Genomic DNA, 11,908 nt, shown 5'->3' with positions numbered 1-11,908 from the left:
TCCGCCCCTGTTGACCTGACGGTTCCGCATATTAAATACGGCGATAAACGACAAACAATGACGAGAGCGGCATAGGACCGACAAGATGGCAAAATAGAGATCTTCCCCCACTGACGCCAGAGAAAGAGCCTCCGTGTCCGACGAGACCTCCCCGCACGCCTCCGACCGGCGGTCGGCGACCCCGATCGACTCCGGTGTGGCCCACTCCGCCCGAATCTGGAACTACTGGCTCGGCGGCAAGGACAACTACGCCATCGACCGTGAGATCGGCGACCAATTCGTCGGGATATTTCCTGAAATCGTGGATATTGCCCGCTCGTCCAGAGCGTTCCTCTCCCGCGCTGTCGAGTACATGGCCGGTGAGGGCGGGATCCGCCAGTTCCTCGACATCGGCACCGGGCTGCCCACCGTCGACAACACCCACCAGGTCGCCCAGCGGGTGGCCCCGGACGCGCGCATCGTCTACGTCGACAACGACCCCATGGTGCTGACGCACGCCCGCGCCCTGCTGACCGGCACCGCCGAGGGCGCGACCGAGTACATCGACTCCGACCTGCGCGACCCCGACAGGATCCTGAAGGCGGCCCAGGCCACCCTGGACTTCGACAGGCCCGTCGGGCTCATGCTGATGAACATCCTGGGGCACATCCCCGACATCGACGAGGGCCGCTCCATCGCGCGCCACCTGCTGGCCGCCCTGCCCTCCGGCAGCTACCTGGCGGTCGCCGACGGCACCAACGTCATCAACGGCGAGGAGTTCGAGAAGGCCATCGCCATCTGGAACGAGGCCGGCTCGGTCCCGTACATCCTGCGCAGCCCCGAGCAGATCGCGAGCTACTTCGAGGGTCTGGAGCTGGTGGAGCCCGGCGTGGTCTCGTGCCCGCTCTGGCGTCCCGGACCGTCGATCGTCGGCGGCCTCCGCGAGGTGGACGAGTTCTGCGCCGTCGGCCGCAAGCCCTGATGCGCTGAGAGGCGCTCTGTCGCCGGAGCAACCGGGGCCCGCTTCCTCAGCGGGCCCTTCTTTCATGTTCGGCCTCCCCCAGGGCCGCGCGCCTGACGGCCGAGGTGCGGTTCTCCAGGCCCCGCACCGGCCGGCGGAACACCGATCCCTCGCGCGGCGGCCCCGGGCTCTCCTTCTCCACCGCCGTTACGCCCGGCCGTCAAGCCGTCCGGCACGCCGGGAACCGGCGGACGACGTTTGACATCCATCCCGCCCTGACAGATGGTTGTTCGTATAAAGGACATGAGTGTCCGATAAACGGACAGAGCGGGAGAAGCGGATGCCGTACTACCGGGTCGTGGGGGAGATACCTCGCAAGCGGCACGTGCAGTTCCGGCGGCCCGACGGCGGGCTGTACGCCGAGGAGCTGATGGGTGAGGAGGGGTTCTCCAGCGACTCGTCGCTGCTCTACCACCGCCATCTCCCCACGGCGATCCTCAAGGCCGAGGCCGTCGAGCCCACCGAGGCCGGCAGGCTCGTCCCCAACCTGCCTCTCTCCCCCCGTCACCTGCGCACCCAGGACCTGCCGGTCGGAGGCGACCTGGTCACCGGGCGCGGGCTGCTCGCCGGCAACGCCGACGTCCGCATGTCGTACGCCGCGAGCGAGACGCCCAGCGAGCTCTACCGCAACTCCATGGGCGACGAGTGCGTCTACATCGCGAGCGGACGGGTCAGGTTCGAGTCGACGTACGGGGTGATCGAGGCCGGGGAGGGCGACTACGTCGTCATCCCCACCGGGACCATCCACCGCTGGGTGCCGCAGGGCCGCGTCACGGCGTTCACCATCGAGGCCGCGGGGCACATCCGCCCTCCCAAGCGCTACCTGTCCACCCACGGCCAGTTCCTGGAGCACGCCCCCTACTGCGAGCGCGACCTGCGCTCCCCCGGCGAGCCCCTCATCGTCGAGGGCGAGGAGGTGCCGGTGCTGGTCCGCACCCGCGGCGGGCTGACCCGGCTGGTCTACCGCAACCACCCGTTCGACGTGGTCGGCTGGGACGGCTGCCTCTACCCGTACGCGTTCAACATCAACGACTTCGAGCCCATCGTGAAGCGCACCCACGCCCCGCCGCCGGTGCACCAGACCTTCGAGGGTCCGAACTTCGTGATCTGCTCGTTCTGCCCCCGGCCGCTCGACTTCCACCCCGACGCGGTCCCGATCCCGTACAACCACCACAACGTCGACTCCGACGAGCTGATGTTCTACGCGGGCGGCGACTACACCGCGCGCAGGGGCTCGGGCATCGACGTCGGCTCGGTCTCGCTGCATCCGGCCGGGTTCACCCACGGCCCGCAGCCGGGCGCCGTCGAGGCGGTCATCGAGGCGGTCGGGCAGGGCCACACCCAGACGAGCGAGCTGGCCGTGATGGTCGACACCTTCCGTCCCCTCGACCTCGGCCCCGCCGGCCTGTCGGTGGAGGACCCCGGCTACGCGTGGACGTGGGCCCGTTGACGGGCGGGTGCCCGGCGGCGGGTTCGGCTGCCACGGTCGGCCCGAGCACGGACCCCGCCTCCTCGGCCACCCCGGTTACAGGTGCGGGGCGGGCACGGTCACGGGATCGCCACTGGGTATGGGCAGGGCCATGGGTACAGACATGAACACGGACCTGGGAATGGGAACGGCGACGCTCTTCCGCGGGCTCGTCGACGACGCCGGGCTGTTCCCGCCGACCGGGCTGCCGATGACCGAGGCCCTGGAGCGGCACAGGAACGACCTGGCCGGCAACGATCCGGTGCTCACCCACCGGTTCCTCTGCCCGGCCGGCCGCCTGGCGGAGCTCCGCGACCACCTGACCTTCCCGATCCGGCTCGGCCTGATCATGGACACCCCCGCCCTCCCGCCACTCGACGGCCTCGCCGTCGAGCTGGTCGAGGTGCGGCAGGCGCCGGACGAGACGCCTCAGGCCGTGTCGGAGCGGCTGGCCGACGGGCTGCCCGCCGGGGCCAGGCTCTTCGTCGAGGTGCCCCTCGACGGCCGTGGGCCCCTGCCGCGCGACGGCTCGGGGCCCGGCCTGAAGTTCCGCTGCGGCGGACTGACCGCCGACGCCTTTCCCGGCGCCGTCGACCTGGGCGCCCTCATCGCGCACTGCGCGGAGTACGGCGTGCCGTTCAAGGCGACCGCGGGCCTGCACAACGCGGTCCGCCACTTCGACTCCGCGCTGGGCGTGGACCGGCACGGCTTCCTCAACCTGGTCCTCGCGGTCTGCGCGGCCGCGGAAGGCCGCGATCCGGTGCCGGTGCTGAAGCTGACGGACGTCGGCGAGTTGGTGCGGCTCGCGCGGGCCGTGCCCCAGGAGACCGCGACGCGCGCCAGGAAGCTGCTGGTCTCGTACGGATCATGCAGCACGAGCACCCCGATCGAGGACCTGACGGCCCTGGGCCTCGTCGCCCGGCGCCCGAGCGCGACCACCCGCACAACGAAGGAGAGCAAGTGATGGCTTGGGGCCTGGAGAACCTGCCCTACGGAGTCTTCTCCCGCCACGAGGGGGAGACCCCTCGCGTCGGCGTCCGGTACGGCGATCAGATCGTCGACCTGGCCGGGGCCCTGCACGACGAGGTGTTCGCCACCGGTTCGCTCAACGCCTTCATGGCCAGGGGCCCGGTCGCCTGGCGCGACACCCGCACCCTGATCCAGAACAAGCTCCGCACCGACCTGCCGGTGGTCGAGCCGCACCTCGTCCCGCTGGAGGAGGTGACGCTGCACCTGCCGATCGAGGTGGCCGACTACGTCGACTTCTACTGCTCGCTGGAGCACGCCTCCAACCTGGGCCGGATGTTCCGCCCCGACGAGGAGCCGCTCAAGCCGAACTGGCGGCACCTGCCGGTCGGCTACCACGGCAGGGCCGGGACCGTCGTCGCCTCCGGCACCCCGATCACCCGGCCGTCCGGGCAGCGCGGCGCGGGGGTCTTCGGCCCGTCCGTCAGGCTGGACATCGAGGCGGAGCTGGGGTTCGTCGTCGGCACGCCGACGGCCCTCGGCGACCGGGCCGGACGCTTCGAAGACCACGTGTTCGGCGTGACCCTGGTGAACGACTGGAGCGCCCGCGACATCCAGGCCTGGGAGTACGTCCCGCTCGGCCCGTTCCTCGGCAAGTCCTTCGCCACCTCGATCTCACCGTGGATCACCCCGCTCGCCGCCCTGTCCGAGGCCCGCGTCGAGGGCAGGGCGCAGGATCCCGAGCCGCTCGGCTACCTGCGCCGCGAGGAGCCCTGGGGGCTCGACCTGCGGCTGGAGGTCGCGGTGAACGGCGAGGTCGTCTCCCGTCCCCCGTACCGGGACATGTACTGGACGCCGGACCAGATGCTCGCCCACATGACCGTCAACGGCGCCGCGCTGCGCACCGGCGATCTCTACGCCAGCGGCACGATCTCCGGCACCGGGCCGGGCGAGCGCGGCTCGCTGATCGAGCTGACCTGGAACGGGACCGAGCCGCTCAAGCTGCCCGACGGCTCCACCAGGTCGTTCCTGGAGGACGGGGACACCGTTACGATCACCGCGACGGCTCCGGGGCCCGGCGGAACCGTGATCACTCTGGGCGAGGTGTCGGGCAGGATCGCACCCGCGAGGCAGGAGCATCGTGATCGATCCTGACAGGTGTCGAGCAGAAGACATACGGTAGGGAAAGGAACCTCCCCGACGTCCGACCCGTTGAACAAGGCAGGAGGGCCGGAGCATGGATTACTGGGTCATCTGGCTGATTCTGGCGGTCGTGCTGGTAGTCGCCGAGATCTTCACCCTGACCACCGCTCTCGGCCTGCTCGGGGGTGCCGCCCTCATCGCCTCCGTCGCCGCCGGCCTCGGACTGCCGCTCCCGCTCCAGTTCCTGGTCTTCGTCGCCTCCCTGGGCGCGGGGGTGGTCGCGATCCGGCCCATCGCCAGGCGCCATCTCAAGGGGCTGCAGCCCCGGAGCCAGCGGTTCGGGATCCAGGCGATCGTCGGCAAATCCGCGTACGTGCTGCGCGAGGTGACCGGTCAGGACGGCCGGGTGCGGATCGGCGGCGAGGAGTGGTCCGCCAGAGCCTACGACGAGACCCTGGTGATACCCGCCGGGGCTACCGTCGACGTCATCGAGATCGAGGGCGCGACCGCTCTCGTGTATCCCCGGGAGTGACTCATGGACGCTCTGCTCATAGCCGGGCTTCTCATCGTCCTGCTGGCGGTGTTCACCGTGGTTCGCTCGGTGCGCATCGTCCCGCAGGCACGGGCCCGCAACGTGGAGCGGCTCGGCCGCTACCACAGCACGCTCAAGCCCGGCCTCAACTTCGTGATCCCGTACATCGACCGGGTCTATCCGATGATCGACCTGCGCGAGCAGGTCGTCTCCTTCCAGCCCCAGCCGGTGATCACTGAGGACAACCTGGTCGTCGAGATCGACACGGTCCTGTACTTCCAGGTCACCGACCCCCGGGCGGCGGCGTACGAGATCGCCAACTACATCCAGGCCGTCGAGCAGCTCACGGTCACCACGCTGCGCAACGTCGTCGGCTCGCTGGACCTGGAGATGACGCTGACCTCGCGCGACACGATCAACAGCCAGCTCCGCGGTGTGCTCGACGAGGCGACCGGCAAGTGGGGCATCCGGGTCAACCGGGTGGAGATCAAGGCCATCGACCCGCCGAAGAGCATCAAGGAGGCGATGGAGAAGCAGATGCGCGCCGAGCGCGACAAGCGCGCGGCGATCCTCAACGCCGAGGGCCAGCGGCAGTCGCAGATCCTCACCGCCGAGGGTGACAAGCAGAGCGCGATCCTGCGGGCCGAGGGTGACCGGAGCGCCGCGATCCTCAAGGCCCAGGGCCAGTCCCAGGCCATCGACGAGGTCTTCCAGGCCGTACACCGCAACGACCCCGACCCCAAGCTGCTGGCGTACCAGTATCTCCAGGTGCTGCCGGAGTTGGCCAAGGGCCCGAACAACACCTTCTGGGTGATCCCCAGCGAGGTCACCTCGGCCATCCAGGGCGTCTCCAAGGCGTTCACCGAGGCGCTGCCGCAGTCGGCCGCCACCCGCGAGGCCCCCGCGATCAGCGAGGACACCGCCAGGGAGACGGCCCAGGCCGAGCAGGCCGCCGCCGAGGCGGTCGCCGAGGCCGCCGAGGCCGATCTGGGTCCCCGCCAGCTCAACGCGGCCCCGTCCCCCCTGCCCACCGACGGCCTCTCGGTCCCCCAGGAGGAGCACCACCGCACCACTCCCTGAGTCCCGCTCCCGGTGGGCGGCCGCGTTTGACGCCGTTGGCCTGTACGGGGAGCAACACCACACCACCCCCTGGGCCCCGCTCCCGCCCGAACAGCCGACCGTTCGGCCGTTCGGGCAGGCGCAGGCGGGTACCGGCCCGGCCCCGTGCCTCCGGCGACGATCGTCGCTGGGCGCGGGGCCGGTGAGAGTTCCGGTCCGGGTGGGGACGCCGAACCTCAGATGTGGCAGGCGCCGATCTTCTTCAACCACACGCCACAGTTCTTACAGGCGCTGCGCGCCTGCCATTTCCCGGCCGTGCTGTTCCAGGTCTCGGCGTGGAAGTAGAGGGTTTCCGCCTGGATTTCAGACTTTTTCGTGATTTTCCTGGCGATGAGGAGCTTGTTCATGGCATCGACCTCCGCGCAGGCGTTCACCGGCCAGTCCTCCACCTGGGGCACGCCGGCCAGCAGTTCCTCCATGACCGAATGCTGCTTGTCCGCGTGGACGTAGGTGCCACTGGTGCCGGTGTAGGTCTTGCCCGTGATCGTGTCGGCGAGGCCCACGATCACCGTGCCGACCGTGGCCCCCTTCCCTCCGGGGTACTTCTTGCGCAGGCTGACGGCCTCCTCCCGGGCACTGGCGATGATCGTCTCGTGCCGTCTCTTCGCCTGCGTCTCGGCCTCCTGGCGGTCCACCTCGGCCTTCTTGGTCAGGTAGTAGGTCCAGCCGCCCCCGTCGTTCTCCTCCACCCAGTCGATGAACGCCGCCCGCGCGCTCGCCTCGCTCGTGCCCTCGATGATCGCAAGCTCCAGACGTGACAGCCTCTTCATCAGAAGCTCGACGCCGTCCTTCTCCATGTTCAGGATCGTCATCTTCCTGAAGAATCCGTCCAGCAGCGTCCGGGCGTCGAAAGCCCATTTCTTGACGCCTGTGGTGGGAACCTGGTCGCCCACCGTGGGCAGGGCGACGTGCGGCTGATCGGTCATGGCGTGCCTTTCCCTGTGGTTCGCACAAGCATCCGCGCGAGCGATGTACGACCGATTACCGAGCGATATATTCCGCCTGCAACCAGTGAAAAGGCATCGCCCAGAAAGGGGCGCCGAATTCCCGGCTTCGGCGGTCGCCGACCGCCGGGGCGGGAGCGCCCGTCGGACGACAGAGGCTGGACATCTGTCCGATTTAAGGTCAAATGCCCGGGTACATCGTTAGTTCTCGGGGGCCGGGTGTGAAGCAACGCTGTGGGCAGGGTTAAGAAAACCGCGATGGACACCCCCGAAGGCGGCCGGGCACAGTGCGTAGGGTTCGGAGTTGAGGGGGATCCGCGATGAAAGCGCTGGTCAAGGAGAGGGCCGAACCCGGCCTGTGGCTGATCGACGTACCGGAGCCGTCGGTCGGCGCCGGAGAGGTGCTGATCAGGGTGCTGCGGACCGGGATCTGCGGGACGGATCTGCACATCCGGAGCTTCGACGCCTGGGCCCGGCAGACCCTGCGGACGCCGCTCGTCGTCGGGCACGAGTTCTGCGGCGAGGTCGTCGAGGTGGCGCCGGGCGTGGAGGACATCGCCCCCGGTGATCTGGTCAGCGGCGAGGGGCACCTGGTCTGCGGCAAGTGCCGCAACTGCATGGCCGGACGGCGGCACCTGTGCCACAGCACGATCGGGCTGGGGGTCAACCGGAACGGCGCCTTCGCCGAGTACCTGACGCTCCCCGCCTCCAACGTCTGGGTGCACCGGGTCCCGGTGGACCTCGACGTGGCGGCGATCTTCGACCCGTTCGGCAACGCGGTGCACACCGCCCTGACGTTCCCGATGGTCGGCGAGGACGTGCTGATCACCGGGGCCGGGCCGATCGGGCTGATGGCCGCCGCGGTGGCCACCCACGTGGGCGCCCGCAACGTGGTCATCACCGACGTCAGCCACGAACGGCTGGCCATCGCGAACAAGCTGGGCGTCACCCTGGCGCTGAACGTCGCCGAGAAGTCCGTCGCCGACGGCCTGCGTGAACTCGGCATGCGGGAGGGCTTCGACGTGGGTCTTGAGATGTCCGGGAACCCGCAGGCGCTCCGCGACATGATCGCCAACATGTCGCACGGCGGGAAGATCGCCATGCTCGGGCTGCCCGCCGAGGAGTTCGCCGTCGACTTCGCGACCATCGTGACCTCGATGATCACCATCAAGGGCATCTACGGCCGGGAGATGTACGAGACCTGGTACGCCATGTCCGTGCTCCTGGAGAAGGGCCTCGACCTCTCCCCCGTGATCACCGACCGCTTCTCCTACCGCGACTTCGACGCGGCCTTCGACACCGCCGCCGGCGGCAGGACCGGCAAGGTCATCCTGGACTGGACCGCCTGATGTCCGGCTCCTACCGCGACTTCTACACCGCCGACGGCGGCGGAATCGACAAGATCACCTTGGATTGGACCGCCTGATGTTCGACAACGTCCGCGACGACTTCCGTACCACCCTGAACGAGATCGCATCCGCCGGGCTGCTCAAGCCGGAGCGGGTCATCACCACCCCGCAGCGCGCCGACATCGCCGTGGCCGGCGGCGGTGAGGTGCTGAACTTCTGCGCCAACAACTACCTGGGCCTGGCCGACCACCCCGAGGTGATCGCCGCCGCCAAGGAGGCCCTCGACCGCTGGGGCTTCGGAATGGCCTCGGTCCGCTTCATCTGCGGCACCCAGGAGGTGCACAAGGAGCTGGAGGCGCGGCTGTCGGCCTTCCTCGGCCAGGAGGACACCGTTCTCTACAGCTCGTGCTTCGACGCCAACGGCGGTGTCTTCGAGACCCTGCTCGACGACCGGGACGCGGTGATCTCCGACGCGCTCAACCACGCGAGCGTCATCGACGGCATCCGCCTGTCCAAGGCCCGGCGCCTGCGCTACGCCAACCGCGACCTGGCCGAGCTGGAGGCACGGCTCAAGGAGTCCGCCGACGCCCGGCGCAGGCTGATCGTCACCGACGGCGTCTTCTCCATGGACGGCTACGTCGCGCCGCTGAGGGAGATCTGTGACCTGGCGGAACGGTACGGGGCCATGGTGATGGTCGACGACTCGCACGCCGTCGGCTTCGTCGGCGAGCACGGCGGCGGCACCCCCGAGCTGCACGGGGTGCGGGATCGGGTCGACATCCTCACCGGCACGCTCGGCAAGGCGCTCGGCGGGGCCAGCGGCGGCTACGTCGCGGCCCGCAAGGAGATCTGCGAGCTGCTCCGCCAGCGCTCACGCCCCTACCTGTTCTCCAACTCCCTGGCCCCGGTGATCGCCGCCGCGTCGCTGCGCGTCCTCGACCTGATCAGCGGCTCGGACGAGGCCCGCCGGCGGCTGCGCGCCAACACCGAGCGGTTCCGCACTCAGATGACCAAGGCCGGGTTCGACATCCTGCCCGGCGACCACCCCATCGTCCCGGTGATGATCGGCGACGCCGCCGAGGCCGCCGCGATGGCCGAACGCCTGCTGGAGCTGGGCGTCTACGTGATCGGCTTCTCCTACCCCGTCGTCCCGCACGGCCAGGCCCGCATCCGGGTCCAGCTCTCGGCGGCCCACTCCACCGAAGACGTGGACCGAGCCCTGGCGGCGTTCGCCACCGCCCGCGGCTGAGCACCCGTCACGGCCCCCGTCGCCGTGACGGGATCGCCGCGGCGGATCACCGAGACTCGGAGCGGCCCGCGATCCGCGACAGGTGCAGGGCGAAGGGACTCTCGAACGCCGAGATAGCCGAACGCCTGTACATGTCGGTGGGCGCGGTGAAAGCGCACATCTCCGGCGCGCTGACCAAGCTCGGGCTGAACAACCGGATCCAGCTGGCCGTGCTCGCCCACGACGCGCGAGACCGACCCGCGCGCCGTCCGCCCTCCGGTCAGCTCTCCGCGTTCGGAGCGAACAGGTCGACGCTGTTGCCGTCCGGGTCGTGGATCACCGCGTACCGCTGCCCCCAGAACGCGTCCCACGGCTCCTTGTCCCCTTCGTACCCGAGAAGGACCAGCTGCTCGTACGCCTCGTCCACCTCGGCCGGGGTGTCGAACCGGAACGCCAGCGAGACCCCCTGCCCGTTCCCGGGCCGCCAGTCGGGGTAGAACGAGCGGATCGTCTCGACCGTGTCCCAGGCGAGGCGCAGGCCGCCGGGCAGGACCGCCTCGACGTGCGGCTGCCCGTCGGCCTCCGACGGCACCTCCAGGCCGAGCAGCCGGTAGAAGGCCAGCGAGCGGCCCATGTCCTCGACGACCATGCCGATGACGTCCAGTTGGGCTTTCATATCGAATTCTCCGATCGCGGGTTCGCGGTGGGATGTTGTGAGGGGTCCTGGGGCGCGGACCGCCCTCAGCTCGGCGAGACATGCGTGACCGGCCTGCACACCGAACCGTGGATCCCCCCTGGTACGGCTCAACCTAGCCCTGCCTCCCCGCCGCGGTCTTGTAGGAAACGGACGCGGTCAGGGGATGGGAGCGCGACCCCGGAGGCACTGCGTACGAACGACCTCGGCGAGAATATGGAGGTGATAGAGACACGGCGGCTCAGGACCCTGCGGGCGGTGGCCGACCACCGCACGGTCACCGCGGCCGCCGCCGCGCTGCACCTGACCCCCTCGGCGGTCTCCCAGCAGCTCGCCGCCCTGGAACACGAGGTGGGCCACCGGCTGCTCGACCGCGACGGCCGGGGCGTACGGCTGACCGCCGTCGGCCGCATCCTCCTGGGCCACACCAACGAGATCCTCGCCCAGCTTGAGCGGGCCGAGGCCGACATCGCCGCCTACACGACCGGTACGGCGGGTGAGGTGAAGGTGGCCTCGTTCGCCACCGCGATCGGGCTCCTGGTGGCCCCGGCCGTCGGCGTACTCCACGGAAAGGCGCCCGGCATCCGGGTACGGGTCCTGGACGCCGAGGGCGACCAGAGCCTCACCATGGTCCTGGACGGCGCGGTGGACGCGGCCGTGGCCGTGGAGTATCGCGGAGCCCCCGCCGAGGACGACCGGCGCCTGTCGCGCATCCCGCTCTACTCCGAACCGTTCGACGTGGTGCTCCCCCGGGACCACGCCCTCGCGGAGCGCGAGGTGACGGTCGCGGATCTGGCCGGGGAGACCTGGATCGGCCCCTATCCGGGCAACCCCTGCCACGACGTGATCGCACTGGCCTGCGAGCACGCGGGCTTCGCCCCCGAGTTCGCCCACTCCTCGGACGACTTCAGCGCGGTGGTCGCGCTGGCCGCCGCCGGGGCCGGGGTGGCGATGGTGCCCCGCCTGGCCCTGCGCGGCACCGACCTGTCCGGCGTCGAGATCCGCCGGGTCGCGGGTCCGGAACGCCGGGTCTTCACCGCCGTACGCCGGGGCGCGGAACGACACCCCCTGCTCATCCCCCTGCTGGACGCCCTCCGGCACACCGCGACGGCCCTGGACCGGACCTCGTCACCCTAGCGGGCTCTTCCCTGCCGGGACCGACGGCGTCGCCGACGATGCCAGTAACGGCCCCCGACCGTCGCCATCAAGGCGACCGTGGCGGCTATCCCTATGATCACCGCATGAAACACAAGATCTATACCTGTCGCCTGCTCGAAAAGTCCCATTTGACGACTTCTTCGACAACCGGAGGGCCGACAGACGCGTGAGCGGGCGTTTTGCCGAGAAAGCTTTACCCAACCGGGCCCGGCCGCTGGAACGGGAAGCCCCGACGATCTCCACTCAGGCAAGGTGTCCGTTCAGGGGCGTAGAGCCCCGAGAAGCCCGCACCAGCCGGCCACACCGG

At 69.8% G+C, this 11,908-nt stretch carries 11 protein-coding genes and 1 pseudogene; 10 read left to right on the top strand and 2 right to left on the bottom strand.

The genetic code is table 11. The annotated features are described in order from the left end of the window. Window positions 1-133: 133 nt before the first annotated feature. The 6 genes from ACWD3H_RS28480 (at window position 134) to ACWD3H_RS28455 (ending at window position 6,189) form a co-directional block, all read left to right on the top strand. Window positions 134-961 carry an SAM-dependent methyltransferase gene (locus ACWD3H_RS28480; RefSeq protein ID WP_451957150.1) on the top strand — a complete coding sequence of 276 codons (828 nt, stop codon included), beginning with the start codon at window positions 134-136 and terminating at the stop codon, window positions 959-961. A 319-nt stretch (window positions 962-1,280) separates the two neighbouring features. Further along, window positions 1,281-2,450 (top strand): homogentisate 1,2-dioxygenase, encoded by a 1,170-nt coding sequence (locus ACWD3H_RS28475; RefSeq protein WP_350955240.1) that lies wholly within the window; start codon window positions 1,281-1,283, stop codon window positions 2,448-2,450. Window positions 2,451-2,592: 142 nt separating this feature from the next. Further along, window positions 2,593-3,432, top strand: a complete 840-nt coding sequence (locus ACWD3H_RS28470) for a hypothetical protein (protein ID WP_451957149.1) — start codon at window positions 2,593-2,595, stop codon at window positions 3,430-3,432. After that, window positions 3,432-4,589, top strand: coding sequence for a fumarylacetoacetase (gene fahA, locus ACWD3H_RS28465; protein WP_451957148.1), 1,158 nt, complete (start codon window positions 3,432-3,434; stop codon window positions 4,587-4,589). The genes ACWD3H_RS28470 and fahA overlap by 1 nt, the downstream gene beginning before the upstream one ends. Window positions 4,590-4,671: 82 nt before the next feature. Then, complete coding sequence (locus tag ACWD3H_RS28460) at window positions 4,672-5,109, top strand: NfeD family protein (protein WP_350955183.1); 438 nt, start codon at window positions 4,672-4,674, stop codon at window positions 5,107-5,109. Window positions 5,110-5,112: 3 nt separating this feature from the next. Beyond that, on the top strand, window positions 5,113-6,189 hold the full coding sequence (locus ACWD3H_RS28455; RefSeq protein WP_355619963.1) for an SPFH domain-containing protein: 1,077 nt from the start codon (window positions 5,113-5,115) through the stop codon (window positions 6,187-6,189). A 215-nt stretch (window positions 6,190-6,404) separates the two neighbouring features. Here the strand turns inward: ACWD3H_RS28455 and ACWD3H_RS28450 are convergent, their stop codons facing one another. After that, a complete protein-coding gene (locus tag ACWD3H_RS28450) occupies window positions 6,405-7,154 on the bottom strand; it encodes a hypothetical protein (RefSeq protein ID WP_451957147.1) in 750 nt (249 codons plus the stop codon). Between the two features lie 338 nt (window positions 7,155-7,492). On the opposite strand from ACWD3H_RS28450, the gene tdh reads away from it, so the two are divergent. The 3 genes and pseudogenes from tdh to ACWD3H_RS28435 form a co-directional block, all read left to right on the top strand. Beyond that, a complete protein-coding gene (tdh, locus tag ACWD3H_RS28445; RefSeq protein WP_451957146.1) occupies window positions 7,493-8,521 on the top strand; it encodes an L-threonine 3-dehydrogenase in 1,029 nt (342 codons plus the stop codon). A 76-nt stretch (window positions 8,522-8,597) separates the two neighbouring features. Further along, on the top strand, window positions 8,598-9,770 hold the full coding sequence (locus ACWD3H_RS28440) for a glycine C-acetyltransferase (protein WP_355557469.1): 1,173 nt from the start codon (window positions 8,598-8,600) through the stop codon (window positions 9,768-9,770). 95 nt (window positions 9,771-9,865) lie between these two features. After that, window positions 9,866-10,003: pseudogene (locus ACWD3H_RS28435) on the top strand (response regulator transcription factor); the annotation flags it as partial. A 26-nt stretch (window positions 10,004-10,029) separates the two neighbouring features. Here ACWD3H_RS28435 and ACWD3H_RS28430 read toward each other — a convergent pair. Continuing rightward, window positions 10,030-10,425 (bottom strand): VOC family protein, encoded by a 396-nt coding sequence (locus ACWD3H_RS28430; RefSeq protein WP_451957145.1) that lies wholly within the window; start codon window positions 10,423-10,425, stop codon window positions 10,030-10,032. 240 nt (window positions 10,426-10,665) lie between these two features. On the opposite strand from ACWD3H_RS28430, the gene ACWD3H_RS28425 reads away from it, so the two are divergent. Then, window positions 10,666-11,580, top strand: coding sequence for a LysR family transcriptional regulator (locus ACWD3H_RS28425; protein WP_451957144.1), 915 nt, complete (start codon window positions 10,666-10,668; stop codon window positions 11,578-11,580). The last annotated feature ends 328 nt before the right edge of the window (window positions 11,581-11,908 follow it).

The sequence above is a fragment of the Streptosporangium sp. NPDC002607 genome (assembly GCF_053592655.1).
Note: the sequence above shows the minus strand (reverse complement) of the source record. Positions and strands in the feature narration are given on the sequence as shown.